Genomic DNA, 26,953 nt, shown 5'->3' on the forward strand with positions numbered 1-26,953 from the left:
CTGTTTTACTCAGCGTATAACAGTCATTCATGCTCCTTATCCAAAATCTTATAAGGAGTGTACAAAATTGGATAAACAACAAGTTAAAAAAATTGAATTAGGTACTTTTATCGGTTTAACAATGGCATTGTGTGCAACTGTACGTAGTATCCCAACACTTGCTGCTGTTGGTTGGACATTAATTTCTTACACAATTTTCGCGGTCTTATTCTTTGCTGGTCCAATCGCATTGATATCTGGTGAATTATCTACGATGCTTCCTCAAGAAGGTGGCCCTCAACTTTGGGTTAAAACTGCCTTAGGTAGCAAATGGGGTTTTGTTGTCGCTTGGTTACTATGGGTGCAAATGTTCCCAGGAATGGTAATGGTTGCTTCTACATTAGGCCCTTTGCTAGGTAATACATTTGGTAATGTTCACTTAGGTGAAAATCATTGGTTCGTATTAGGTTGTATCTTAGTGATTTACTGGATTATTACAATCTTGAACTTGAAATTTGACATGGCGAAAGTTGGCGGAAATATTGGTGTTTGGCTAGGTGTTTACATCCCAGTATTAGTTATGTTTGTTTTAGGTCTTCTTTCAATGATTAAAGTAGGCTTAACACCTGGCGGCTATTTAGGTGCCTTCTCTTGGTCAAAAGTTTTACCAAACTTAGAAAATATGGACACATTTAAATATCTAGCAGGGATTGCGTTTATCTTTGTTGGGATTGAAATGTCTTCTGTTTATATTCCTCGTTTGAAAGATGCAACAAAAAATTATACAAAAGGCGTTTTCATTTCATTAATTGGTTTAGTTTTATTAAACGTTATTAATGCAATGTTTGTTGCTAATATTGTTCCAAATGGCAAAATGGAATTGTCTAACATTACACAACCAATTTTGCTTTATTGTGACGTTTTAGGTTTACCAACAATTATTGGTAATATCTTTAGTTTCATGGTCTTCTTAGGCGTGTTATTACAATTATCTGCTTGGGTTACTGGACCATCAAAAACAATTATTCAAGTTGCTCGTGATGGCTTATTGCCACCAAAATTTGGTTTCCATCGCGAAAATAAATATGGCGTTTCTCGTAACGTTGTGTTAACACAATCTGTGGTTATCTCATTATTCGCTTTACTTTATGGGGTAATGGATGATGTCAACGCTGTATTCTTAACTTTAACAAATGCAACAACAATTATTTATAGTATTGTGTATGTATTGATTGCGATTTCCCTAATTAAATTACGTAAATCTCAACCAGATACACTACGTCCTTACCGAATTGGTAAAAAAGGTAATGGCTTAGCTTATTTAGTGGCAGCAATGTTAATTTTTAGTGTTATCATTGTTATTTTCGCCACATTAGGTACAACAACCGTGACTGATGCAGTCTTAGTTGCATTAATCACTATTGTTATGTTTGTGATTCCGTTAATCATTAATCGCTTTAAAAAAGCAAGTTGGGCAACGGAAGTAAAAGAAGATTTAGGTGAATAAAAAGGCTAGCAATTATTTTGCTGAGTGCCTCTTCACCTGATGACTATAGTAAATTGTCGTTTGGAAACTGAAGCAAGTTCGATTATTGCTTCAGTTTTCGCTTTCCATAAAAGGAGGTTTTCATATGAAATCAACGAAACCCACTGTTTCGTTCGCTGAAAGTTTAGGCATTTTGATTGCCTTATTAGCGATTCTCGGGTACTTAATTATTGGTCAAAAATTAACCCCTCACATACCGATTCTTTTTGTATTCATGTTGTTGTTGCTTTATGGCAAATGGAAAGGATTTTCTTGGGATGAGATCCACGAAGGCATTGTGGAAGGGATTAAACCAGGGATCATTCCGATTATTATTTTCTTGCTGATAGGTGTCTTAGTTGCTACTTGGATCTTATCTGGGACGATTCCAACAATTATGGTCTATGGTTTTAAAATTATCTCAGTGAAGTTCTTCTTACCAACCGTTTTTGTGGTCTGTGCACTAGTTGGTGTGACGGTAGGGAGCTCCTTTACGACTGTTTCAACTATGGGGATTGCCTTTCTAGGTATTGGACATATTCTTGGATTCGACAATGCGATGACAGCTGGCGCAGTTGTTTCAGGTGCCTTTTTAGGGAACAACATTTCACCGTTATCTGATACAACAAACTTAGCTGCTGGAATTGGTGGCGTGAACCTTTTTGAACATATACTAAACATGATGTACACTGTTATTCCGGCGTTTATTATTTCGATTGTCGGCTATATCTTCTTGGGGCATCAATCTGGTTCGGCGGATTTACAATCGGTTGATGCAATGGTCCAAACGTTACATCAAGGATTCTGGATTTCACCGATAACATTGTTGCCAGTAGCGGTTTTATTCTTATTCGCTTGGAAAAAGGTACCGGCTATTCCAACGTTACTAGTCGGCTCTACAGTGGCGGTCATCTTAGCTTTTATAAATGATCATCACCTAAGTTTAGCGAAAGTTTCTACCATCTTAATGAGTGGTTATGTGGCAGATACAGGGGATCAAAGTATTGATACACTTTTATCTCGTGGTGGGATTGAAAGCATGTTAGGTTCTGCTGCGTTGATTATTTTGGCATTAGGTTTGGGCGGTTTGTTGATTAAGTTTAACATCGTGGCTACTTTAATTGATAAAATTAAAGGCTATGTGAATAATCCAGCCAAATTAATCGCTTTAACTGCCTTAAGTTCTGTGGGAATTAACTTACTAGTTGGCGAACAATATTTGTCAATTATTTTACCAGGGGAAACATTTAAATCCTCATTTACTCGTTTAGGTATTGATAAAAAATATTTAACTCGTACTTTGGCAGATGCTGGGGCGGCAGTCAACTCGTTAATTCCTTGGGGAGTTAGTGGTACCTTCATTATGGGAACGTTAAAAGTTGGTGCACTAGAATACTTACCATATGCCTTTTTCCCATTGCTTTGTCCCATTATCACCGTCATTTTGGGGATATTCTTAAAAAAACAACAAGGGGAAAACAAAAAAGCACCAGGGACTAACGTTGAATTGTGAGTTTTTTCAGATAATTAAACAATTGGTTACGATTGAACCTCAGTGTATCTACTGATTGGTTCAATCGTTTTTTCGTCACAGATTTTTTACAATTCTTCATATAATCTTTGAAGCTCCTTAAAGGCAATTTAATTATTCTAAGTTATGATACAAAGGATCAATCAAATAGGTGGATGAACGTGGTGTTAAACTCATAGAGACTAACAGTAGTTTATTCTTGCTCAATGTTGAGGTGTAGGTTCGAATCCTACCGTCCACTTTCTGTTATTTAAACCAACTAGAACGAAACACAAACAAGTGACGGATACAAATGATTAAGGTACAATAAGGGTAGGGAAAACAAGGAGGAATTCTTATGAAAAAGATAGGGCTTATTTCTAGTGCTTTTCTTTTAACCCTTGCTTTAGCAGCATGTGGCGGCGGAAAAAGTACAGAAAATACGGATAGTCGTTCCAGTGCTGCGGAAAGTACCACAGTCGAGAGTACAAAAGCATCTGCTACAAAAGAATCAAGTAGCAAAGCAGCAACGAAATCTAGTGATGCGAAACCGTCAGGAACAACGACAGCTGATTCGAAAGCAACAGCTTCTTCTACGAAGGAAGCGGCAAATAATGGCTCAGCAGAGAAGCAATCATCAGCGAAAAATGCGAATCCAGATGACCAAGCCAACCAAGTGCTTAACCAGCTAGCAAACATGTTTCCTGGTCAAGGCTTACCGCAGGCAATTTTAACGAGTCAAACGAATAACTTTTTAACTGCAGCGACAACATCACAAGCGGATCAAAACAATTTCCGTGTTTTATATTATGCAGAAAAAGAAGCGATTCCAGTGAATGATGCACGTGTCAATCAGTTAACGCCAATTAGTTCTTTTGAGAAAAAAACATATGGCTCTGATGCCGAAGCAAAAAATGCAGTGAACCAAATCATTGACAATGGCGGTCAACCAGTAGATTTAGGTTACAATATTACTGGGTATAAACAAGGGGCGGCAGGTTCTAGTTACTTATCTTGGCAAGAAGGCAATTGGAGTTTAGTCGTACGGGCCTCAAATATCAATGGTGAATCGCCTGATGATTTAGCGAAAAATGTTGTTAATATTTTGGAACAAGAAACATTACCAGCACCGAATACCGTTGGTCAAATCACACTGAACGTGGCAGGAACCACTGACTATAATCGAAACTCAGTAGTTTGGCAAGCCGGTACAGTCGTTTACTCTGTCCATCATTTTGACCCAATTCAAGCAGTGAAGATGGCAACATCGATTTAAATAATCAAAAGAAAGCGTGCAACAATGCCCATTGTCGCACGCTTTCTTTTATTATTTTTGTTCTGTATAACCTTGTGACTCCACCAATTCTTGGCTTTTCTTCATGCTAATTCCCTTAGAAGAATCTCCATCAATCTGGATACCATCCACTTTTTTGGCTTTATCATAATCAAGTTTTTCATAATTAATCGTCAATTTTTCGATGGCTTGTTTGTCCTCATAGGTCAGTTTGTAACCAAGCCCTTTGATGTCCTCATATTGTTTAGAAACGGGTTCCAACGCTGTTTTTGCCTCTTCTTTTGTAATCCCCAATTTGTCATAAGAAACAATGTTTTTAGCCGTTTGCGTTAAGACTTTATCTCCTTGGTACGTATAGGTTAAGGTGGAATCAATCCCATCTTGTGGCGAACCTACAAAGGTTTTTGTCTCTATTTTTGAACCACAACTTGCAAGAAAGAATACCCCAATAAAAATTAAAAATACACGTAAAAACTTTTTCATTTCTAGATAACCTCCTTTAGCTGTTTATTCTTGACTGTAACATAACATGACAAATAATTACTGTTAAGTAGAAAGCTTGTGAGAAGTCCAGCAAATAAAACTAAATAAAAAAACTTGCCTCTTCTCATAAAAATGAAGAGGCAAGTTTTTTTATTTAGTAATATCACTTAAATCTGGTTGTGAGTGAGCCAACCGACTGGCAGCCGCAGCCGCAATTGCGCCCACGATATCATCCAAGAATGTGTGGACATGTTCGCCATCATGCGCATTTAACTCTTTTAAAATGCCTGGTTTTACCTTGTCGATATACCCATAGTTCGTAAAACCGATAGATCCATAAACATTTACAATGGAGAGCGCCATAATTTCATCAATGCCATAAAGCCCTTCATCTTCCGTTAAAATTTCTTGTAACGGTGAAAGTAGCTTGTTTTCTTCCGCCAGAATATCCAGTTGGACACCTGTAATAATCGCGTTGTGTACTTCACGCTTTGTTAACACGGCATCAACACTTTCTAAACAAGTATCTAATGTTAAATTGTCAATATAATCTTTTTGTAAAAATAACACAAGTTCAGCTAAATCATTCATTGTTACGCCACGTTCTTGCAATAAACGACGTGCGCTATTTTCTAACGTATCTCCTTGGATTACCATTTTTTGTCCTCCTAATTTCTGCTTTAGTTGAAGTTCTTCTTTCATGGTACCAAAAAGAACGATAAAGGGGAATTAGAATCTATTTTGGTAGAGAATAATTTAGTTGAAGTGTTATTTTTAGTTAAAAATTACTAAGCGTTCGGTTGTAACGATGACATCACTTGTTTTAATTGTGTCACTGATTTTTGGAAGAGTTCTTTTTCAGCAGCATTCAGATTCAATTCAATAATGTCAGTCACACCTTGATTGCCAACGACTGCAGGAATCCCTGTAAATACATCTTGTTGCCCATATTGCCCATCTAAGTAAGCTGAGACAGGTAAAATAGCTTGTTCATTATTTAAAATGGCTTTAACAATGCGTGCAGTACTCATACCAATCCCATAATAGGTCGCTTGTTTGCGATCGATAATTTCATAAGCTGTATTTTTCACTTTATCAGAAATGATTGGTAAATCGTCACTAGTTAAGCGCTCTGTCGTATCCACAATTTCTAAAATAGGTTTGGTACCAATCATGGTATGAGACCAGACAGCCACTTCAGAATCCCCGTGTTCGCCAATAATATAGCCGTGAACATTGCGTGGATCAATCGCTAAACGTTGAGACAGTTCTTTGCGGAAACGAGTTGTGTCCAAAGTTGTACCAGTTCCAATTACTCTTGAAACAGGTAAACCAGAAGCTTGCCAAGCCACATAAGTCAGTACATCGACAGGATTTGAGGCAATCACTAAAATTCCATCAAAACCAGATTTCATGATATTGTTAACAATTGTTTTCATAATTTCTGCATTGATTGAAACCAAATCCAGACGACTTTGCCCAGGTTTTTGATTAGCGCCAGCTGTAATCACGACGATATCGGCATCTTGGCAGTCTTGATAGTCGCCAGCCCAGACGTTTACATTTTCTTGACCCCAAGACACACCATCTAATAAGTCAATTGCTTCGCCTTCAGATTTGGCTTTGTCAATATCAACTAAGATTAATTCATTCGCAATCCCTTGGTTGATCATGGAATAGGCAATACTTGTGCCAACAAAACCAGTACCAATAATTGCGACTTTTTTGTTAAATACTTTCATCGTTCATCTCTTCTTTCTGTAATATTTCTTTCTTAGTGAATTATATCACGAACTTTTCAGGTGTGGTTATACCAATCTGTAATAGTCTTTATTAACAATTTAAATAAGGGAAGCGTGCTTTTTTTGTTATGATAAGAGTAGGAAAATAGAGAAGATAAGGAGGCAAAATGACAACGACAACAGTGTATTATGCAAGCAATAATGAAAAACAGCCGAACCGTTTTCAACTAGTTATCGGTAGCTGTAGCTATGAACTTCCAAAAATAGAAATCTACGAAATTCTGGAATGTATCGCTTTAGCATATGGCTATCAAAAAGAACCATTCATTGAAGAACAAACAGAATGTTTTGTTAAAGGCAACCGTTGTATACATGTTTCCCAACAAGCGACGACGTTGACTTTTGTTGTGAATGATCTGCGTTTAGTAATGGAAAAACAATGCCGAAATCACGAAGAAGTCTTTCAAGAAGTCAATCATATTTTATTGAATATTTTTGAGGAGACCCCTTGTGTTTTTCTCGAAAAGTAGGAAAGAAGGATTAAGATGAAACAGGTGAAAATAACAACTACCTCAGACTTGATTAATGGCGGCTGCAATGCCTGTCCGAATGTGAAGTGTACGAATTATCTTGTTCATGTAGAAGATGAAACAATTGCGTTAGAAACGCTAACCGTTGCAGATTTAGTAACTTTATTAGCACTCAAAGAAGGGTTTCGTCAAAAATTAGTTATGGAAATGTTCGAAGAATATACGATGTTTGAAAGGGAAACTCATCAAGTTGTATTTAAGGAAGAGGAGACGAGAATTCTTTTTCAATCAAAAAAACAGACCATTCAAAGCACTCTTTTGTGTAAAGAGCCACAACAAGTGTTCCAAGAAACCCAGCAAATTTTACACCAACTATTTGAGTTAGAACCTTTTGAATTTGAATTGGTAGAGGAAACTGATAAATAAAAAACAGGAAAACGATTTAGCGAAAGCTAAGTCGTTTTCCTGTTTTTTAGGTTTGTCGTTCACGAATTTTTTCAACGATTCGGTTATAAACTTCAGAGAAGGAAGTATTGGCATGGTGATCGGTCTGGACAATGAAAATTTTTCGAGAAGCAAAGGACTGATCAATTGGTTGCCAAGGGATCTCATCGGAAATAGATAATCGAGAAACAATTGATTGCCCAATGTTATTTTTTAGCAATTGTAACAGGACTTCGTTGTTGTTTAATTCGATAATTGGTAAGTTGATGCTGTGTTCGTTGAGATAAAGCTCATTGAAAAAACGTAAGCCAGAGTTCTTTTCTCTTAAGAGCCAAAATTTTGAAGCGGCATCTCCTGCTAGAACTAGTTGATCTTCATAAACAATTTCTTTGTGTAGATTTTTGGTTTCAATGGGTTTTTCAATTAGTCCAATGTGGGCATGATTATTTTGAACCATATCCACGACTTCGTTTGAATTCATCAGTTGAATCGAAAAGTTGATGAGTGGAAAAGCGGTAACCAAACTCTCCATAATATCTGGCAGTAAATAAATAGCAACTGTATTTGAAGAGGCTATAATGCAGTCTTCTTTAAAATTCTCTTTTTCTGCAGCTTGCGCAAAAGAAGTAGTTAAGCTTTCAATAATCGAGAGCATTTTTGGATATAAAAAATCAGCTTCTTTGGTAGGAATAACCGATTGTTTTCCATTACGATAGAACAGCTTGATCGAAAAGTGTTGCTCTAATTTCTTGATTTGCAAAGAAACAGTTGGCTGAGAAATATACAATTGTTTGGCCGCCGCACTAAAATTTTTGGTTTCATACACAGCAATAAATGTTTTGATCCATTCGAACATAAAATCGCCTCTTTCTATTTACTATCTTAATAGTTGGTATTGCAAATATTTATTTTACAAATATAAATATTTCATTTAGTATAATAACATACTTTTGATTAATATCAATAATAATAAATAAAGACGGAGTGTGACTACATAATGGTAGAAAGTGCGAAAAAATTCTTGCGGAAAGTCCCGATTCCCATTTGCGGACTAATTTTAGGGATGGTTTCTTTGGGGAATTTACTTTATTCCTTGGGATATGCAACAATTGGGACCATTTATTGTGTACTTGGCAGTCTCTTAATGATTTTAGTTATTTTAAAAATTATTTTTACAATGAAACATGCATTAAGCACCTTAGATGATCCAATTATTGCTTCGGTATCACCAACATTTACAATGGCTTTAATGGTTATCTGTGTTTTCTTAGATCGGATATTTACCAATGCTGCTTGGATTAACGTGTTGTGGATTGGCGCAGTGATTTTACATTTTATTTTAATGATTTATTTTGTAGCGGTGCATATTTTTCCAACAAAAATCGAACTGGAACATATTTATCCAAGCTGGTTTATTACGTTTGTCGGCATTGGCGTTATTCCTAATACTTCTCAATTGTTTATCAATGAGTTGGGAAAAATTGTTTTTTGGGTAGCGTTGTTCTTTTATTTACTCTTGTTACCAATTTTAATCAAGAGAATTACGAAGTCGAAAGAAATGCCTGAATCGACCATTCCTTTATTGACGATTATGACAGCGCCAGGTTCGTTATGTTTAGCTGGCTATATTTCAATGGGTGGTCATTTGTATATGCCATTAGTTGTTTTCTTGCTAATTTTATCTCAATGTATTTATGGGATTGTAGTAGTGAATCTATATAAAATTATGCAAGTGACATTCTATCCAAGTTATGCTGCCTTTACATTCCCATTAGTAATTTCTGCGACAGCATTAGTCAAAGTTAAACCTTTATTTGCAGAAAAGGTAGGCCTAACGAGTCTGTTAAATATTTTGTCTACTTTTGAACTCTTATTAGCTGTGGCTATTGTAAGTTATGTGTTCATTCGATATTGCATTTTTTTATTCCAAAGAGAAAATAACACGAAAAAAGTGGAATTAAATTAAAAAAAAAGAGAGGAAGCAAAGAGGTGAAGAAACTATTAATTACTGGAGGAGCTGGCTTTATTGGTTCTAATTTGGCTAATTTTTATAGTCAACAGTATCAAGTTTTTGTGATTGATGATTTGTCCATGGGGCGAGTGTCAAATTTGCAACAAACTGAGCAGTTGGTTTTTATTAAAGGAAGTGTGACGGATCAGCAATTATTGGACGAAGTACTTTCAAAGCATTCGTTTGAGTATATCTTTCATCTTGCGGCCGTGGCAAGCGTGGCAAGTTCTGTGGCACAGCCTCTAGAGACCCATGAGGTCAATTTTTTAAGTGTATTGAAAATACTGGAATCAATAAAAAAATATCAAAAAAAGCTCAAACGTTTTGTTTTTGCTTCGTCAGCAGCCGTTTACGGTGCAGAGCCAACGTTGCCTAAAAGAGAAACTTCGGTGATTTGCCCTTTGAGTCCCTATGCTATTGATAAGTTTGCTGCTGAACGTTATGTTCTCAATGAATACCATTTACACGGGGTACCCACGAGCGCAGTTCGCTTCTTTAACGTCTATGGTCCCAATCAAAATCCTGCTTCACCCTATTCTGGTGTCCTGTCCATTTTGATGGATCGTTATATCCAATTAGAGCAAGGGCAAGTGAGCCAATTTCAAATATTTGGAGATGGTCAGCAAACACGTGACTTTATCTACATTGAGGATGTCCTAACTGCATTAAATTTAGTAGCAACCAAAAGTGAAGCGTTGGGACATGTTTATAATGTGGGTACCGAAGTTGCCATTTCCCTTAATCAATTAATTGAAGAAATGAACCAATTAGTGGGACTTTCTTTGCCAGTTTCTTATCAAAAGGAACGAGATGGCGATATAAAATATTCTCTTTCAGATAGTTCTGCTTTGAAAGGCTTAGGTTTTTCGCCCGTTTATTCAATTCAAGAAGGACTTCAAAAATATCTTAAGTTTACCCATAATACCCAAAATAGATAAAAAAAGACGAGACTTATTTGTTAAGTCTCGCCTTTTTTTGTGCAAATGTTTCGCCCCAATGGCAAAGTGAAGAGAGGGCATCGTAAAGAGCATATCCTTCCGGAGTGAGCGTATATTCCACACGCGGGGGTAGTTCGTTAAAGGATTCTCGATGGACTAGGCCATCTTTTTCCATTTCTCTCAAGCGATCTGTCAGGACGCGCTGAGTGATTCCGTCGAGCGCACGCATCAATTCACCGTTGCGCTTGGTTCCTTGGAATAATTCATCCATTAATGATAATTTCCATTTGCCGTTAATGGTGGAAAGGGCTAAGTTGATACTGGTTTGTTTATCAGTTGTCATAGTTTCTCCTTGTGACACGTAATGGTTACTTTTTTCTTCCTAGGTGAATAAAAAGTGCGTACTTTTTTTCTCCATCATAGTGAGTAATAATAACTATGTCAAGTAAGGCAAGAGGAAGGAAGAAGAAATATGATGTATCAAGATGTTGTTCGCAGCCGCCGCTCAGTTCGGGATTTTATGCCAGATGTTGAGATTCCTAAAGAGGAATTAATGGCCATAATTGAGGAAGCGATGTTCGCGCCAAATAGTACCAATTTAAATTCATGGCGTTTTTTAATTGTCACAGAAAAAGAACAAAAAGAAGCCCTTTACGAAGTTTCGATGCAACAACCAGCAGTTAAAGGGGCAGCGGCGGTGATTATTTTATTAGGTGATTTGACTGCTTATACAGTGGCAAATGCAGATGAAATCAGTGCTAAAGCTGTCGCACAAGGAACGATGACGGAAGAAATTCGTCAAGGAATTAATGAAAATGTTTCTTGGTACTATGATGTTAGCGAAGAACAAAAAAGAGAGTGGCTAATGTTAGACCAAGGCTTAGTTGCAATGCAGCTGATGCTTTCTGCAAAAGATCGAGGCTATGATACTGTGGCGATGTCTGGTTTTGAAACAGAAGCTGTTCGCAAGTTATTTAATATTGAGGATCATTTAGTGAACGGACTGATTATTCCGATTGGCAAAGCTCAAACACCCGGCTTTGAAACAGTCCGACGAGATGTTTCAGAAGTAGTAACTTGGTTAGACTAAAAAGCTAAACAGTTCTGTAATTGCTGTTTATTAGATTTTGAGCGTGGAACAAACATCCAAAGTGATTGTTGTCCCACGTTCGTTTTTTTGTTGATCATCCGCTTTTGAGAATGGCCAGAGAAGACGTTTAGTGAACCAATTTTGAAAGAAAGTGATACACTAGAAGAAAAAGAAGTGGGGCGACCTTATGCGTTATGTCATAATGCAGTCACGAGATATTCGTGAAAATTTAGCAACGGAAGATTATCTATTAAACACTCTCTCTTTTGAAGAGCCCTTAGTGTTGTTTTATATTCAGGAACCCTGTGTTATTTTAGGCCGAAATCAAAATGCTTATGAAGAAATTGACTTAGCTTATGCTAGAGAGAAGGGAATCGTTATTACTCGCCGTTTATCGGGCGGTGGTGCTGTTTATGATGATCTCGGGAATGTCAGCTTTAGTTTTGTTGTTCAGGAAGGACATCAAGCTTTTGGGGATTTTAAAGCGTTCACTAAACCAATTATTGAAGCATTACATAAAATGGGCGCAACGGGGGCCGAGATTAGCGGTCGCAATGATTTATTAATTGATGGGAAAAAATTTTCTGGCAATGCCATGTATACAAAAAAGGGGAAGATGTATACTCATGGTACCTTGATGTATGATGTTGGTTTGGCAGAAGTTCAACGTGTCTTAACTGTTTCTAAGAAAAAAATTGAATCAAAAGGGACAAAATCTGTTCGGGGACGCGTAACCAATTTACGGCCGTACTTAGACGAAAAATATCAACAATTAACCATTGAGGAATTTCGCAATCGTTTACTGATGGAGCTCTTTGATGTCGAATCTCTAACTGAAATTGCGGAGAAAGAATATGTCCTAACCAAAGCAGATCAACAGGAAATTAGAAAATTGGTCGCTGAAGTGTATGGCAATGAAGCTTGGATTTTTGGTGAAGCGCCTAAATTTACGATCAAAAAAGAAGAAAAGTTTAAAGGCGGCATTGTGGATGCACGTTTGACTGTTGAAAAAGGTAAAATAATTGAGTTAACGATTTATGGTGATTACTTTGCCAAAAAAGAAACAGCGGAAATCGTTGCGGCTTTATTAGGTGTGGACTATCAGTATTCATCAATTTGGCAAGCATTAGCAGCGTTTAACTTTGAAGACTACTTTGTAAATATCACCAAAGAAGAATTTGTTCATTTATTGGTGGATTAATAAACGTGCTGGGACAAAAGTTAAAGAATCTTTTGTCCCAGCACGTTTATTTAATGATGGTTGGCTCTTGCTAGAAAAATTTTCCATGAACGTCCCAATTGCCAGTATCTTTGGCTTTTTTCAATGTTTGCATTCGACGGAAGCCAACAGGATGATCGGATAAGAAGTTACTCAATTTAAGCCAGATGGTATCATCATGTAAATCAATACTGTGAAAGTATTCTTCTAAATCCACACGACTGCCCATATATTTTCCTGAAAATAAATAAATCATGCTTAAAGCACCTTCTTCTGCGTAGTATAAACCTGCGCGATCAGCGGTATATTCTTGCGTTCTTGTAAAACTTTTATCTAACGCAACTGGTTTCAAAATAATGGATAACATTAGCCGCCATAAATTAGTGTGTCCACATTTATGGTGTCCTAGCTCGTGTGCCAAAATAAAGCGAATCAGCGAAAAATCGCCTGTATTGTACGCGATGTCCAACAAATCACTGTGAATGACAACATAGCGTCTGTGTAAAGAGCATTTTGCCGCAAAAGCGTTTAAGACACCATTCCCGTTGATTAAATAAAGACGTGGCATCCTTAATTTTTTAGTGCCAAAGCCCATTTCTTTTGCCAAATCAATATACAAGGAATAAATTTCTGGTAACTGATTTTCTGTAATTTCCACTCCGTTAGAAGCAGTATCCATGTACATATAACGAATGGTAAAAAAAGCAATGACTGGCGCAATTGGTGCAATTAAGACAATTAATAACCAGTCAGGAATCGGCAAATCACTCAATATCAATAAGGCAACTAACCCCAATGCTAAAAACAATAAAACAAAACCAATGATAATCATTGGTAATTCAAAACGATAACGTAACTTAGCAACAGAAATTTCTTTCTTTTTTTCCTGCGGTTGACACATAAACATTCCTCCCCAAACATTTCCCAAACACTTTTTCAAATAAAATGACTTATCTGTTACTTCTAATATACCATTGGTTAATCGATAATGACAATGGTGGTAACTTGAATAAAGGTAATTATATCAAGTGATTAATGAAAGGGACTCGTTGTACGCAGGGAATTGGTCTATCTTGATTAAATAAAATTTTAATAATCTAACTGTTTTAGACGTAATAAAGTAGTTTCTGGAGTTAATTTTTTAATAACATACAAACGCAAAATCGCATGTTCAATTTTTTGTTCTTCTGGTGATAGCGCCGAATTTATATAGGATAACTTCTCGATTAAATAGGTTAAAAATGAGCCAGCACCTTGGCTGCCCACTAAGAAACCCATTTCTTCCGTTTCGGTTAATTGTTGTTTTTTTAAGTGGTAAATTTCTTGTGCAAGTGCCCCCGAGATAATGATTTCATCTGTTTGCTTGTTCAAATTTGTTAGTAAGTCGCTTTTTGTTGCTACTGTAACAGTTTCCATTGCACTCATCCTTTGCTTTTATATGATACATCTAGTATAACATGGTCTCACTTTTTTTATTTTTCCTCTTGCTCTGGTACGCGTTTCATAAGGTAAGCTATGTGTATCAAAATATTGGAGGGCATGAAAATGAATGTTATAGTGGAGATAAGCGATAGACTTGGTATGGATTACTATTTTGTCTCGGTGACTACGACGGCCAAAAGTCTGCAGTTAAATAGTCCCAAAAAATACTATAAGATTTGGCATCAAGAAATTCCGTACCATCAGATAACGGAGTGGCACTTGACACAGCAGGAGGATATTCAGGAAATTTCTTTTGCTTGGCAGGAGACCTTTTATCGTTTTGTTGATTACGGGACAGGGATTGTGCCTTATTTAACTCAATTTTGTAAAGTAATGAGGTGAAAGTATGACAACAATTCGAGAAATTGCGCGCCTTTCAGGATCTTCAGTTACGACTGTTTCGCGTGTGATTAATCATCATCCGTATGTTTCTGAAGAAAAACGACTGAAAATCCAAGCAATTATCGATGAGTTGGGCTATAAGCCCAATATATTAGCGAGAAATCTTAGCTTTGGGAAAAGTAATACATTAGGTGTCATGGTTCCTTATACGAATCAACCTTATTTTGATGCTATTTTAAGTGGAATTATCCACCAAGCATTTCAACAAGGGATGATGGTCAGTTTATTACCAACGGATTATGATAAAGAAGTTGAAAAAAGTTACTTGGAAAAAATGGCCACGGGTGCGTTTGATGGCATGATTGTTTTGTCAAAGGCAAATCCTTTAAGTGTGTTTGCTCCGTATAAAGAGCAAGTTGTTTTTTGTGAAAAAATAGAAGACCCTAGTTATGCTAGTATCTATATCGATCGTTTAACCGTTTATCGGCGGGTTTTCCAAGCGTTGAAACAACAAGGATGTAGTGAAGTGGCAATTACGATTAACCGTGCACCAGAAAAAAGTACAAGCGCACGCTATTTAGTTGACGCATATCAGGAAATTTATGGAGTGATTCCTGAAAATCGGTTATTTAAGGACTGTTTAACCTATGAAGATGGGTGTGAAGTAGGACGACACTGTGGGCAAGATCCAACGCTCCAAGCGGTTGTGACCAACGGTGATGAAATTGCTGCAGGGATTCAAGCCGTTATTGAAAGACCACTCTTTTTAGTGGGACAGGAGCAAACTTTATTAAGTGAAATTTTAAATTTTTCAACAATCTGTCATCCATTAATGGAATTAGGGGAAAAAGCCACACACTTATTTCAAGAAAAACGGCCGAAAACGATTCAATTGACTTCTACATTTATTAATCGACAACCAGATTTTTCTTTTTCTTAGAAAAAAGCTGGTTGTTTTTTCTTTGGTAGAATAAGGTTTTTCACTAAAAAATAAAAAAACTTACAAAAAGTAAGACAAAAAGCTTTACTTACTTTTAGTAAGGTAGTATAGTAAGCATGTAAACAAAATTAAATGAATTTACTGAGGAAATTCGAAAGGATGAACATATTATGTCAAAATTTACTGAAATGATGAAAAACCGTCGTTCAATCTATGCTTTAGGAGAAAACTTACCAATTTCAAAAGAAGAAGTAACTGCTTTAGTAAAAGAAGTTGTTAGAGAAAGTCCAACAGCTTTTAACTCTCAAACACAACGTGTTGTGTTCTTATTCGGCGATGCTCACAAAAAATTATGGGCAATGACTGAAGATGCCTTAAAACCATTAACTCCAGCAGAAGCATTTCCAAACACACAAGCTAAATTACAAGGTTTTGCAGCTGGTGCGGGCACAATTTTATTCTTTGAAGATACAGATATCGTGAAAAACTTACAAGATAGCTTTCCATTATATGCGGATAACTTCCCTGTTTGGTCTGAACAAGCAACTGGTTTAACACAAGCGAACGTTTGGACTGCCTTAGCGCAAGAAAATATCGGCGCAAACTTACAACACTACAACCCAGTCATTGACGAAGCGGTTGCTGCAGAATGGTCAATTCCTGCAAACTGGAATTTACGTGCACAAATGGTCATTGGTTCCATTGAAGCGCCAGCTGGCGAAAAAGAATACATGGAAGATAGTGCTCGTTTTAAAGAATTCAACTAAATCATTGCTTTAGTAAAATGAAGAGGAGAGGAGTGAAAGCAAATGGTTCAAGCATTACCAAGTAATATTGGGATTCAACAAGTCACTTTGAAAGTGGCTGATTTAGATAAAATGGTAAACTTTTATACGAAAACAATTGGCTTAAAACTTTTAAAACAAGGAGAGGGACGTGCTTGGCTAGCGCCACAAGGCACCAACGATGCAATTCTTGTCTTAAAAGAACTAACAGCTGGGGAAGAAAATCAGGGTACCACTGGCTTGTACCATATTGCTTTCCTGCTACCAACCCGCAAAGATTTAGGCAATATGTTGCTGTGGCTTTTGCAGGAAAATGTGCAAATTGGCGCAGCAGATCATGGCTATAGTGAAGCCCTTTACTTAAGTGATCCAGAAAATAATGGCATCGAAATTTATTGGGATAAACCAGAAGAAGTCTGGGATATTCGTCCAAATGGTGAAATTATCGGTGTGACAGAAGAATTAGACGGTGATAGTTTAGCTGCAGAAGCTGACGGTCACTGGCTAGGAATTTCCGAAGGTTCTAAAATTGGGCACATTCATTTGAAAGTGGCCGATTTAGATGCCACTGAAACGTTCTATAAAAACTTAGGGTTTGGCTTAAAGTCTAACTTTGGTCAACAAGCGAAGTTTTTTGCAGCGGGTCAGTACCATCATCATATTGGGACAAATACATGGAGCGGCAAACAGCTGCCAACGATTCAAGAAAATCAATTTGGCTTAGAAAATTACACCTTCCGTTTACCAACTGCGGCAGATTTAGAGATAGTCCAAGCCAATGCGGAAGAAGCAAAGTTACATTTTATTGCCAAAGATCATTTACTTGCGTTAGAAGATCCTAGCGGCATGATTATTCAATTTACCTATTAAAACCACTCTCAAACTAGCCCTTCGTTAGAAAATGAAGGACTAGTTTTTTTGCATTGTTTTGCATTTATTTGCAAAATAATGCAAAAGATGCTATCTTTACTTAGAAGAGGTGAGGAAGCATGTTGATTGAAGAACGTTTAGCCAAGATTCAAAAAATAGTGAATGAACAAAAAAGTATTTCCATGGAAGCTTTAGCGGAGCAAGTCTCCGTTTCAAAAGATACTATTCGACGAGATTTAATTCGTTTAGAAAAGGAAGGACATTTAAAGAGAACGCATGGTGGCGCTATCTCAGTGCAGTCTGAAGCAACTATTTATGATTATGCTCAACGAATAATGAAGCATCCAGAGAAAAAACAAGCCATTGCCCAAAAAGTTTGGGCAAATATTCCCAAACAAGCGTCCATTTTTTTTGATTCATCAACCACGGTGGAAGCAGCTATTCGAGCGATGGAAAATAGTCCGATTCACGCGATCACGAACTCTCTCAGTCATGCGCTACTTCTAGCGCAAATGGATCAAACAAAAATTACAGTATTACCTGGGCAACTGCATAAACAACAACTCTTTTTGTTTGGGGCAGAAACAGTCGCTAAGGTTGGGGAATTTGTCCCCGACTATACATTATTAGGTGTGTTTGCGTTATCTGAACAAGGATTATTTATTCACACAGAAGAAGAAGGTCAAGTCAAACGGCGAATGATTCAACAAGGCAAACAAGTCATTGCCTTAGCAGACCAAACGAAATTAAACAAAACGGGTTTATTTAAAATTTGCGAATTAACAGAAATTGATTGTTTAGTGACAGATACACGACCTGATGAAAAATTCTGTGAACAGTTAGCGCAAGCAGGCGTAACGTTGATTGTCGCAGATGAATAATGGAGGATAATAATGAAGCGAAAAATTAATTATACACATATTGCTGAACCTACTGTTTTTGAGAATGTTTTTCCAACGTATTTGACGAATGAAACGATGATGGCGCGTAAGCAGAAAGTATTACAACGAATGGAAACAGAAAAATTCGATCAATTGGTCTTCTATGCAGACAAAGAGCATGGCAGTAATTTTGAATACTTAACTGGCTTTATTCCGAGGTTTGAAGAAGGACTCCTTGTGTTAAATAAGGATGGTGCGACGACACTTATTTTAGGCAATGAAAATTTAAAACTGTGCCAACATGCCCGCATCTCAGCCGATTTAATTCATTATCCAGCTTTTTCGCTACCTAATCAACCAATGGCTGGGGAACAAAAGTTGTCGCAGATTTTTGAAACGCTTCTCGATGAAACTGCTCAAAAAATAGGTATCGTTGGTTGGAAAATGTTTACGACACAACAGCAAGAACCCGCTACGATGTTTGATGTGCCACATTTTATTGTCGAAGCACTGAAAAAAGCGCTACCGAAAGAAGCTCGTTTACTAAATGGGACCCACTTATTGATTGGAGCAAAGGGGGCCCGCACAACAAATAATGCCAACGAATTGGCGCACTATGAATATGGGGCGAATTTGGCTTCTCGCAGTATGTTAAAGGCCTTAAATGCAATTGAAATAGGACAGCGTGAAACGGACATTGGGGCTTTGTTAAATGATGAAGGTCAAACGCCGACGGTAGTAACCATTGCGGCAACTGGTCAACGTTTTGAATATGCAAACATGTATCCGACGGCCAAAGAAATTCAGTTAGGTGATGCCTTATCATTAACTACAGGCTACAAAGGCGGCTTGTCTAGCCGAACAGGTTTTGTTATTGAAAACGAGCAGCAATTGCCAGAAGCGCAACGTGATTATTTAGAGCGCGTAGCAAAACCCTATTTTCAAGCTGTCGTTCACTGGCTTGAAACCATTCGAATCGGATTGTTAGGGCGAGAAATGTACCAAGCGATTGAAGAACAGTTACCAAAAGAAATCTATCACTGGCATTTGAATCCTGGGCATTTAGTTTCGGATGATGAATGGATGTCGTCGCCTATTTATCCAGATTCAGCCATTCGCTTGGAAAGTGGCATGCTCTTTCAAGTGGATATTATTCCTTCTGTACCTGGTTATACAGGGGTGAGTGCAGAAGAATGTGTGGCTTTGGCTGATGAAACATTGCAAAAAGAGATTCAGCAAACTTATCCAGACATGTGGCAACGGATTGCGACACGCAGAGCCTATTTAAAAGAGACATTGAAGATTGACTTACCAACGGAGGTTTTACCAATGTCTAATTTAGTTGGTTACTTACGGCCTTTTTATCTAGCTAAAGACAAAGCTTTGTGTGTAGAAAAACCAGCTCCTAAATGAGTAGGCTCCTTTTTTGAATTTCTTTTGGGCCTTATTTATAATCAATATAGCAAAGGAAGAACACCAGAAGAGAGGCGTGATGGTAAATGCACTATCCTGAACATCTGAAAAAAGCAGTTTTAGCTAAAGCGAAAGACTTACCATTAGAAGGTTTTGTAGAAGGACAAGGCCCGCAACAGCCAAAAGTGATGCTGATTGGGGAAGCCCCTGGAAAAGAAGAAATTAAAGAAAACGTACCATTTATAGGGCGTTCAGGTCAATTGTTGATGGAACAATTACAACAAGTTGGCTTAAGTCGTGAAACGGTGTATATCACCAGTGCGGTTAGGAGTCGACCTTTTTCTGTAAAAACGAAGCAGATTGCAAAAACGGGAGAAAGAGTAACCAAATTTCCTAATCGAACGCCAACCAAAGAAGAAATCAAAATTTTTGCGCCTTTGCTTGATTGGGAAATCGCTGTTTGCCAACCTGAACTAATTTTGACACTGGGGAATATTGGGTTGCAACGACTTTTAGGACCAAAGCCAACAATCACTGCAGTGCACGGAACGGTCATTCAGTCGCCCATTCAAACATTTGATGAGCAATCACAAAACTATCATTGGACGCAGAAAACCTATCAAATCATTCCACTCTTCCATCCAGCGGCTGTCTTTTATAATTATCGTTTAAAAGAAGTCGTGAAAGAAGATTGGCAAGTGGTTCAAAAACAACTGCAACTGCTTAAGAAAGTTTAAAATGAGAAAAATAAAAGGATGGTTGTTTTTTCGAAGAGAGAATGCTACCCTAGAAGTATCAATAAATAGACAGATTATTTAATCGCTGGGTTGAATAATTGAAGGATTCTGATTTTTGCGTAAGCCTTGAAGCAAAAAGAATGAGTCCTTTTTTTGTTAGAAGGAGATTTGGGTATGGAGCAAACACAGCAAAACCATTTTACTGCGTTGTTTTATAAAAATGTTCTGTTAGGAATTTTAAGTATGGCGGCGCAATCAATTTTTATTTTGGCGGACACATTTTTCATTGCAAATGGGATCGGCACCGAGGCGTTGGCGGGGCTTAACATTGTCTTACCACTCGTTAATATTATTAATGGATTAGGTTGGATGTTTGGCGTTGGCGGCGCTACGTTATTTTCGACCACGGTTGCGCAAAAAGAAATCAAAAAAGCCAATCAGTATTTTAGTTTAACGATTGGGTTAGTTTTCGTTATAGGGAGTCTCTTTACTTTAGCGAGCTTGACTTTTTCCGATCAAATTATTCGGGGACTTCAGGGGACCGGTGTCTTGTTTGGTTTGGCAAAGGAATATTATATGATTTACCTTAGCTGTTCATTATTATTTATTTTAAACAATTGCCTGATTACTTTTTTAAGAAATGACCATAATCCTCGTTTGGCAACGATTGCTTTTGTCAGTGGGGGAATTGTCAATATTATTTTGGACTATGTCTTTATTTATCAATTTGGGTGGGGCATGGCAGGTGCGGCCATTGCAACGGTGATGTCACCTTTAACAAGCTTAATCCTGATTACGTTGCATAAGTGGTCGCCGCAACGAGTTTTACGTTTTGAAAAGTTTAAAGTGAAATTCCATGATGTTCGAGAAATTATGTCGATTGGTTTTTCTTCCTTTTTAAATGAATTTTCTTCGGCCTTTGTCATGTTTTTATTTAATATTGTTTTGTTAAACTTAGTTGGTCATGTGGCGATTTCAGCTTATGCGATTGTTGCCAACCTCAATATTATTGTGATTGCCATTTTTACAGGGATTGGGCAAGGGGCGCAACCATTACTCAGCCGATACTATGGTTTAGGGGAAACGAAGGTGTTGCGTAAATTTGTTAAACTTAGCTTTATTACGTACTTGTTCGCCGGCTTCCTGTTCTTTTTAATCAGTCAAGTGTTTACGGGACAAATTATTGAGGTCTTTAATAGCGAAGGGAACGACCAGTTGGCGCAAATTGCTAGGACAGCCATCCGCTTATATGCGATTTCCTTCTTGTTTACAGGATTGAATTTTATGGGGATTTATTACTTTTCGGCAGTTCGTAAACCGAAAATGGCGCTAATGATTTCCTCTTTGCGTGGGTTCTTTTTAATTGTGCCAGTTTTATTTATTTTGGTGAAATTACTAGGATTAACCGGTGTTTGGTTAGCCATGCCAGTAGTTGAATTTGTTACGTTTGGACTAATGCTTGTGGGCTACCTTGCGTATCGAAACTATTTGAAAAAAAGAGAAGCAGTAACCTGATGTTGGTTACTGCTTCTTTTTTGCTTAGTTTACATAGTTTTCAGTTAAAGTCATGAATTGTTCCACATCTTTTAGGACTTGATCAATGCCGGCTTGCCAGAAATCAGGTTTTGTTAAGTCAACATTTAAATGTTTTTTCGCTAATTCTTCGCTTGTCATCGAAGCAGTGTCTCTTAATAACGCAATGTATTGGTCTTCAAAAGAGCTGCCTTGTTGATTGGCATACGCATAGATACCCATGCTGAATAGATAGCCAAAAGTATATGGGAAATTATAGAAAGGCACATCATCAATAAAGAAGTGCAATTTGCTCGCCCAGAAATGAGGATGATAACTGCCAAGACTATCTTTGTAGCTTTCTTTTTGCGCCGCTAACATTAATTCAGTAATATCTTCTTCCGCTACTAAACCTTTTTGGCGCGCTTGATAAAAATTATTTTCAAAGATAAAACGTGCATGAATGTTCATAAACATGGCAATGGCATTTTGCATTTTTGTGTCTAAAAGGTTAATCTTTTCAACATCTGATTTGGCCTCTTTTAAGGTGGCGTCAGCAACAATCAATTCTGCAAAGGTACTAGCCGTTTCTGCTACGTTCATGGCATACTCTCGATTCAATGAAGGTAAATCCCACATCACGCTACTATGGAAAGCGTGACCTAATTCATGGGCTAAAGTAGCTACTTCGTTGATTGAATTGCCAAAGGTCATGAAAATCCGCGACTCTTGTGTTTCAGGTAATTCTGTACAATAACCCCCAGGACGTTTGCCTGGACGATCTTCAGCTTCAATCCAACTTTTTTCAAAAGCCATCTGGGCAAAATCGGCCATTTTCGGACTGAATTTACGGAAATTTTCTAAAATAAAGGCAGCGGCTTGATCAAAGGAATACGTTTTTTCTTCTAAATCACCTAAAATAATTGGTGCATCTTGGTCTTGCCAATCCATTTTTTCTTTGCCGAATAATTGCGCTTTGCGCGTTAGAAAGTCGACGAATGGTTGTTTATTTTTTTGGATGGTTTCCCACATAACCGTTAATGTTTCTTGACTCATTCGATTATAGTTTAAGGGATTTTCTAAATAATCTGTAGTGCCATGCAATTTGTAATCAGATAAACGGAACCCATCCAAGTGATTTAGGGTGTCTGCCAAAATTGAAGCTTTGCCACTCCAAGCTTTCTCCCAGGCTGTAAACAAACGTTGACGAACCTCTTTATCAGGATCTCCCATCATGCGGTTAAAGGCTTGGCCTGCAGATAGTTCTGTCACAGAGCCATCTTTTTCTTCAAAAGGAATCACAATGGAAGCAACAATCGTATCGTAATGTGTACTCCAAGCATTTAAACCATCTAGAGAAAGCGTATTGATGATATTTTCTTCTTGTTCGGAAAGCAGTTTTTTTCCATCACGGCGTAATTCATTTAAGCGAAAAGCCATTGTTTTAAACGGTTCTTCGGCTAACAGGGCTTGCCAATGTTCTGCTGAAATCTCGGTGATTTTTTTAGTAAAAATGGTTTCAGCTAATTGAATCGCTGGCAACAGATTGTATAAATCGCCTGATAAAATTTTGGCCTTGGTATCATTAGTATTAGCAGAAATTAAAGCAGTTAAAAAACTATTACATTGTGAAAAGCCATTTGAGATTTTCCCTTGTAACGTTAAGATTTCAGCAAATTGTTCTTTGCCTTGGGCACTTTCTGGTGTCCATTCTGTGATTAATTGATGGTACTCTTTTGTCTGTTCGGTTAATTGAGTCATTCGTTGGCTAAGTTCTTTGGACTCGCTCCCATTGGGGAAAATACTGTCTAAATCCCATGTAATAGAATAGGTCATATCCAATCCTTCTTTCATTTTTTTCTTTTCAGTATATCATAAGACCTAAGAGAAGTTGTTTCTTTTTCCCTCGAAACCGACTATAATAAAAAAGAATTTTCCGTGGCAGACACGGGGCAACTTGAAACCAAGAAAAGAGGATTATATGAAAAATTATTTGAAAGATAGTAATTTATATTTAGTCATTGCGTTTGTTATTATGGCCATTTTATTTTTCAGTTCATCACAGACGTATGAACAGCAATCACAAGTTGGTCTTTTAGATAAACTTCTGGGCAGTCATCCTTTTGAAGAACAATTAAAAAACATTTCTTTTCAATATGCTGGCAGTGAAGTGAGCATTCAAGCTAGTGGTTATAGTAAATTTGTTGAATTTTTTATTCGTAAGGGAGCCCATTTTGGTACGTATTTTCTATTAGGTGGTAGTTGGTTTATTGGATTAGTGCCAAGAATCAAAGGTCTGTTTTTAACAGCTGTTGTTTCCTGGCTAGCTGCTACTGGCTATGCAGGTTTAGATGAATTTCATCAAATGATCACAGGCGGAAGGACCCCTCTTTTTCAAGATGTTATGTTGGATGCCATGGGTGCTTTGACAGCCATCGTTATTTGTTTGGTGGTTCATGGTTTGAAGAAAAATAAAAAAAGAAGACGCTAATTTAGAAGAGCTTCGTTTATTCGTCAGAAAGATGGATAAGCGAGGGTCTTTTTTTGGTAGCGCTTGTTCCTAACTGAAAAGAAGAGTAGAATAAAGGAGAATAGTAACGAAAAGTCAGGAGGAATCAAGGATGTCAGGACACAGCAAATGGAGCAACATTCAAGGGCGTAAAAATGCGCAAGATGCCAAACGTGGGAAAATTTTCCAAAAAGTTTCAAGGGAAATCTATATGGCGGCAAAAGCAGGTGGCCCTGACCCCGCAATGAATCCTGCTTTACGTTTAGCAGTCGATAAAGCTAAGTCAGCCAATATGCCCAATGATAATATTGCTCGCGCCATAAAAAAAGCCAGTAGTGCTGGTGAAGGGGAACATTATGACGAGGTAACTTATGAAGGATACGGGCCAGGTGGCGTGGCAGTTTTAGTTCATGCACTAACAGATAACCGCAACCGAACGGCCACCAATGTTCGCGTCGCGTTTACTCGAAATGGTGGCTCTTTAGGTGAAACGGGTTCGGTGAATTATATGTTTGATCGTAAAGGCTATATTGTCATTAAGCGAGAAGATCATGCAATTGAGGAAGACGACATGCTAGAAGTCGTTTTGGAAGCAGGCGGCGAGGATTTAGAAACATCACCAGAAGTATTTGAAATTTACACAGCACCAGAAGATTTTACAGCGGTTCGCGATGCTTTAGAACAAGCAGGTTATTCATTAGCACAAGCTGAATTAACAATGGTTCCGCAAACCTTACTAACCTTGAACGATGAACAAAAAGCGCAATTAGAGCGCTTGGTTGACAAGTTAGAAGACGATGATGATGTGTCAGAAGTATTTACCTCTGCAGAAAATCTATAAAATAAAGGGATGCTTGGCATCCTTTTATTCATAAAATGAAAGCGGATACAGAATGGAGGGCATTTTGAAAAAGAGAATTTGTTTACAAGCAATCAGGGAAGAAGCGGAAGCCTATTATCGTAACGGTGATTTTTATTGCTCGGAAGCGATTGTGGCGACCATTCGGCAACACTTCGATGCGGAGATTCCCATTGAAGCTGTGGCCATGGCTTCTGGGTTTCCTGTAGGTGTTGGAGGAGCGAAGTGTATTTGTGGTGCTCTTTCAGGCGGGGTTATGTGTCTGGGCTACTTTTTTGGTCGGACAGAAGCCAAAGGAGAACAAGTAAATAAAACGATGGCTTTAGCCAACGAATTGCATCAAAGTTTTCGACAAAAGCATCGAGTGGTTTGCTGCAGTATTTTGACAAGTAAAATGACGATGGGTTCACCTGAACATATGGAACAATGCATTGGCTTTACTGGAGAAATCGCTGAAACAACCGCAAAAATTATTGCACGAGAACTTGCTTACGAATTAGTCTAGTAAAAAATGAGAGAGGAGCAACCAGATTCGGTGAATGAATCTGGTTGCTCCTCTCTCATTTAATGCGTAATCAATTAACCAAGTACTTTTTCATAAGCTTCCACTTGAGATAAGACACGTTGGAGCTGTAATTCATTTTCAATATAGTTGATTGAATTACCTAAATCTTCTTGGCGGTTTGTTTCTAAACGATCGACTTCTTTTTTTGCTTCGTTCAATAAGTGTAGAACTTCTTCCTTAGATAACATGTACTCACCTCCTTGCGCAGTTCATCTACTATTAGTGTACTCCTTTTTTTCAAAAAAGGGCAATAATAGGATATTAAAAAACAAAAATAGCGGTTAGAACCGCTATTTTTGTTTACTCATGGCGTTGTTGTGCTAAAATCGCTTCGATTCGTTCTCTTTGATCTGCCAAAAAGTGAGGCAAATAAAGGGGGATTTCATCAAAGTTTGAACTTTGATTTTCATAGGCTTCGGCATCTAGCAGGCCTTTTTGTGTGGCTACTTCAAATAACAAGTGGTTCGGTTCTCTAAAATACAATGATTTGAAAAATTCGCGGTCTTTAATTCCTGAGTTTGTAAAATTCTTTTCCTCTAACAGGCTATCAACTTGCGTTAATTCTTGCGTATCTTCCACCCCAAAGGCGACGTGATGAACGCCACCAATTCCTTCAATGGCAAGCGGATTGGTACGGTCATCAATGATATGCACCTCTTGATAAAACTGTGGATGATGATTTTCCAGAACGGTTACTTCATGCGCAGTTTCAAAAAAAGGTACTGTTTCTTTTTCATGCCAATGTAAATAATCCACTAAAGGTTGTTTGGTAGCTGCGGCATATTGGACGCGTAATTGAATTGCATCAATGCCTAAAATTGCATGTTCTACTGGAATTTCAGCATGTTCAGCTGGAAAATAATCTTCCGCATTTTCAAATTCACGTAACGGAACAAGCGCCATTTGCGTATTATCGGGCGCTTCAAAACGCAAAATTGGGTGTTGGTTAAATGTTTCCACACCATAGTGGCAGATACCCGCTTGCTCAAGACGTTCTGCCCAAAAATCCAAAGAGGCGCGCGTTGGTACTTTTAAAATAGTTCGTTCAATCGTATTTGTCCCAAAGGATTGATCTTGGCCATCATTCAATTCAAAAAAAGTTAATTCGGTACCTGTTCGTTGCTCATTATCTGAGAAAAACAAGTGATACATGGTGTGGTCATCTTGGTTGATCGTTTTCATTAGTAATTTTAATCCCAGTGTATTATGATAGAAGTCAAATGTAGGCTTTATCAATCGATTTAAAATAGAGATGTGATGAATTTGTGCATACATAGTAAAATTCCTTTCTTG

30 protein-coding genes are annotated in these 26,953 nt (G+C 37.6%); 20 read left to right on the plus strand and 10 right to left on the minus strand.

All coding sequences use genetic code 11. From position 1 onward, the window contains the following. Positions 1-67 precede the first annotated feature (67 nt). The 3 genes from tyrP to IGK82_RS01945 all read left to right on the plus strand — a co-directional run bounded on the left by tyrP (position 68) and on the right by IGK82_RS01945 (position 4,290). Positions 68-1,486 carry a tyrosine-tyramine antiporter gene (tyrP, locus tag IGK82_RS01935; RefSeq protein ID WP_002355453.1) on the plus strand — a complete coding sequence of 473 codons (1,419 nt, stop codon included), beginning with the start codon at positions 68-70 and terminating at the stop codon, positions 1,484-1,486. 124 nt (positions 1,487-1,610) lie between these two features. Beyond that, entirely contained in the window at positions 1,611-3,017 is a 1,407-nt protein-coding gene (gene nhaC / locus IGK82_RS01940) for a Na+/H+ antiporter NhaC (RefSeq protein WP_002363118.1), read from the plus strand. A gap of 355 nt (positions 3,018-3,372) precedes the next feature. After that, positions 3,373-4,290 (plus strand): hypothetical protein, encoded by a 918-nt coding sequence (locus IGK82_RS01945; RefSeq protein ID WP_002361219.1) that lies wholly within the window; start codon positions 3,373-3,375, stop codon positions 4,288-4,290. Between the two features lie 51 nt (positions 4,291-4,341). Here IGK82_RS01945 and IGK82_RS01950 read toward each other — a convergent pair whose 3' ends face one another. The 3 genes from IGK82_RS01950 to IGK82_RS01960 form a co-directional block, all read right to left on the minus strand. Then, complete coding sequence (locus tag IGK82_RS01950; RefSeq protein WP_016622649.1) at positions 4,342-4,791, minus strand: YehR family lipoprotein; 450 nt, start codon at positions 4,789-4,791, stop codon at positions 4,342-4,344. A gap of 150 nt (positions 4,792-4,941) precedes the next feature. Then, positions 4,942-5,448, minus strand: a complete 507-nt coding sequence (locus tag IGK82_RS01955) for a phosphatidylglycerophosphatase A family protein (RefSeq protein ID WP_002355457.1) — start codon at positions 5,446-5,448, stop codon at positions 4,942-4,944. A gap of 131 nt (positions 5,449-5,579) precedes the next feature. Continuing rightward, positions 5,580-6,533 (minus strand): L-lactate dehydrogenase, encoded by a 954-nt coding sequence (locus IGK82_RS01960; RefSeq protein WP_002370889.1) that lies wholly within the window; start codon positions 6,531-6,533, stop codon positions 5,580-5,582. Positions 6,534-6,700: 167 nt separating this feature from the next. Between IGK82_RS01960 and IGK82_RS01965 the strand changes: the two genes are divergently transcribed. Both IGK82_RS01965 and IGK82_RS01970 read left to right on the plus strand, forming a co-directional pair. After that, positions 6,701-7,063 (plus strand): DUF4809 family protein, encoded by a 363-nt coding sequence (locus IGK82_RS01965; RefSeq protein WP_002364850.1) that lies wholly within the window; start codon positions 6,701-6,703, stop codon positions 7,061-7,063. A 15-nt stretch (positions 7,064-7,078) separates the two neighbouring features. Beyond that, entirely contained in the window at positions 7,079-7,489 is a 411-nt protein-coding gene (locus tag IGK82_RS01970; RefSeq protein ID WP_002367972.1) for a DUF4809 family protein, read from the plus strand. 46 nt (positions 7,490-7,535) lie between these two features. Here the strand turns inward: IGK82_RS01970 and IGK82_RS01975 are convergent, their stop codons facing one another. Then, on the minus strand, positions 7,536-8,363 hold the full coding sequence (locus IGK82_RS01975) for a LysR family transcriptional regulator (RefSeq protein ID WP_002358639.1): 828 nt from the start codon (positions 8,361-8,363) through the stop codon (positions 7,536-7,538). 141 nt (positions 8,364-8,504) lie between these two features. Here IGK82_RS01975 and IGK82_RS01980 point away from each other — a divergent pair, with 141 nt between their 5' ends. Beyond that, complete coding sequence (locus IGK82_RS01980) at positions 8,505-9,473, plus strand: TDT family transporter (protein ID WP_002355462.1); 969 nt, start codon at positions 8,505-8,507, stop codon at positions 9,471-9,473. A gap of 23 nt (positions 9,474-9,496) precedes the next feature. Continuing rightward, a complete protein-coding gene (locus IGK82_RS01985) occupies positions 9,497-10,456 on the plus strand; it encodes a GDP-mannose 4,6-dehydratase (RefSeq protein WP_002371454.1) in 960 nt (319 codons plus the stop codon). A gap of 13 nt (positions 10,457-10,469) precedes the next feature. Here IGK82_RS01985 and IGK82_RS01990 read toward each other — a convergent pair whose 3' ends face one another. Beyond that, entirely contained in the window at positions 10,470-10,817 is a 348-nt protein-coding gene (locus IGK82_RS01990) for a winged helix-turn-helix transcriptional regulator (RefSeq protein ID WP_002355464.1), read from the minus strand. Between the two features lie 111 nt (positions 10,818-10,928). On the opposite strand from IGK82_RS01990, the gene IGK82_RS01995 reads away from it, so the two are divergent. Continuing rightward, a complete protein-coding gene (locus tag IGK82_RS01995) occupies positions 10,929-11,546 on the plus strand; it encodes a nitroreductase family protein (protein ID WP_002355466.1) in 618 nt (205 codons plus the stop codon). Between the two features lie 187 nt (positions 11,547-11,733). Beyond that, a complete protein-coding gene (locus IGK82_RS02000; protein ID WP_002363126.1) occupies positions 11,734-12,747 on the plus strand; it encodes a lipoate--protein ligase in 1,014 nt (337 codons plus the stop codon). A 70-nt stretch (positions 12,748-12,817) separates the two neighbouring features. On the opposite strand, the gene IGK82_RS02005 is transcribed toward IGK82_RS02000, so the two are convergent. Continuing rightward, positions 12,818-13,672 carry a M48 family metallopeptidase gene (locus IGK82_RS02005; protein WP_002384882.1) on the minus strand — a complete coding sequence of 285 codons (855 nt, stop codon included), beginning with the start codon at positions 13,670-13,672 and terminating at the stop codon, positions 12,818-12,820. Between the two features lie 182 nt (positions 13,673-13,854). Further along, complete coding sequence (locus tag IGK82_RS02010) at positions 13,855-14,190, minus strand: hypothetical protein (RefSeq protein WP_002358645.1); 336 nt, start codon at positions 14,188-14,190, stop codon at positions 13,855-13,857. Positions 14,191-14,304: 114 nt separating this feature from the next. On the opposite strand from IGK82_RS02010, the gene IGK82_RS02015 reads away from it, so the two are divergent. From IGK82_RS02015 to IGK82_RS02050, 8 genes are all read left to right on the plus strand, one after another. Next, positions 14,305-14,589, plus strand: coding sequence for a hypothetical protein (locus IGK82_RS02015; protein WP_002366136.1), 285 nt, complete (start codon positions 14,305-14,307; stop codon positions 14,587-14,589). Between the two features lie 4 nt (positions 14,590-14,593). Continuing rightward, positions 14,594-15,529 carry a LacI family DNA-binding transcriptional regulator gene (locus IGK82_RS02020; RefSeq protein ID WP_002355472.1) on the plus strand — a complete coding sequence of 312 codons (936 nt, stop codon included), beginning with the start codon at positions 14,594-14,596 and terminating at the stop codon, positions 15,527-15,529. Positions 15,530-15,699: 170 nt separating this feature from the next. Beyond that, on the plus strand, positions 15,700-16,296 hold the full coding sequence (locus tag IGK82_RS02025; protein WP_002355475.1) for a nitroreductase family protein: 597 nt from the start codon (positions 15,700-15,702) through the stop codon (positions 16,294-16,296). Between the two features lie 42 nt (positions 16,297-16,338). Next, a complete protein-coding gene (locus IGK82_RS02030; RefSeq protein ID WP_002358647.1) occupies positions 16,339-17,184 on the plus strand; it encodes a VOC family protein in 846 nt (281 codons plus the stop codon). A 119-nt stretch (positions 17,185-17,303) separates the two neighbouring features. Beyond that, complete coding sequence (locus tag IGK82_RS02035; protein WP_002377996.1) at positions 17,304-18,065, plus strand: DeoR/GlpR family DNA-binding transcription regulator; 762 nt, start codon at positions 17,304-17,306, stop codon at positions 18,063-18,065. 12 nt (positions 18,066-18,077) lie between these two features. Continuing rightward, the gene (locus IGK82_RS02040; protein WP_016622648.1) at positions 18,078-19,478 is read left to right on the plus strand and encodes a M24 family metallopeptidase; all 1,401 of its coding nucleotides are present in this window, start codon (positions 18,078-18,080) and stop codon (positions 19,476-19,478) included. An 86-nt stretch (positions 19,479-19,564) separates the two neighbouring features. Next, positions 19,565-20,215, plus strand: coding sequence for a uracil-DNA glycosylase (locus IGK82_RS02045; RefSeq protein WP_002355481.1), 651 nt, complete (start codon positions 19,565-19,567; stop codon positions 20,213-20,215). 174 nt (positions 20,216-20,389) lie between these two features. Beyond that, positions 20,390-21,730, plus strand: coding sequence for an MATE family efflux transporter (locus tag IGK82_RS02050; protein WP_016622647.1), 1,341 nt, complete (start codon positions 20,390-20,392; stop codon positions 21,728-21,730). Between the two features lie 24 nt (positions 21,731-21,754). On the opposite strand, the gene IGK82_RS02055 is transcribed toward IGK82_RS02050, so the two are convergent. Beyond that, positions 21,755-23,581: a M3 family oligoendopeptidase gene (locus tag IGK82_RS02055; protein WP_002399760.1), complete on the minus strand. Its 1,827-nt coding sequence runs from the start codon at positions 23,579-23,581 to the stop codon at positions 21,755-21,757. 127 nt (positions 23,582-23,708) lie between these two features. Between IGK82_RS02055 and IGK82_RS02060 the strand changes: the two genes are divergently transcribed. The 3 genes from IGK82_RS02060 (at position 23,709) to IGK82_RS02070 (ending at position 25,600) form a co-directional block, all read left to right on the plus strand. Next, complete coding sequence (locus tag IGK82_RS02060) at positions 23,709-24,218, plus strand: VanZ family protein (protein WP_002355488.1); 510 nt, start codon at positions 23,709-23,711, stop codon at positions 24,216-24,218. Positions 24,219-24,348: 130 nt separating this feature from the next. Further along, entirely contained in the window at positions 24,349-25,077 is a 729-nt protein-coding gene (locus IGK82_RS02065; protein WP_002361233.1) for a YebC/PmpR family DNA-binding transcriptional regulator, read from the plus strand. A gap of 52 nt (positions 25,078-25,129) precedes the next feature. Beyond that, positions 25,130-25,600 (plus strand): C-GCAxxG-C-C family protein, encoded by a 471-nt coding sequence (locus tag IGK82_RS02070; RefSeq protein WP_002384891.1) that lies wholly within the window; start codon positions 25,130-25,132, stop codon positions 25,598-25,600. Positions 25,601-25,674: 74 nt separating this feature from the next. Here IGK82_RS02070 and IGK82_RS02075 read toward each other — a convergent pair whose 3' ends face one another. Beyond that, entirely contained in the window at positions 25,675-25,848 is a 174-nt protein-coding gene (locus tag IGK82_RS02075; protein WP_002355495.1) for a hypothetical protein, read from the minus strand. A 112-nt stretch (positions 25,849-25,960) separates the two neighbouring features. After that, positions 25,961-26,935 (minus strand): ring-cleaving dioxygenase, encoded by a 975-nt coding sequence (locus tag IGK82_RS02080; protein WP_002361234.1) that lies wholly within the window; start codon positions 26,933-26,935, stop codon positions 25,961-25,963. Positions 26,936-26,953: the final 18 nt, after the last annotated feature.

This window comes from Enterococcus sp. AZ197, assembly GCF_050556405.1.
Classification (GTDB): domain Bacteria; phylum Bacillota; class Bacilli; order Lactobacillales; family Enterococcaceae; genus Enterococcus; species Enterococcus faecalis.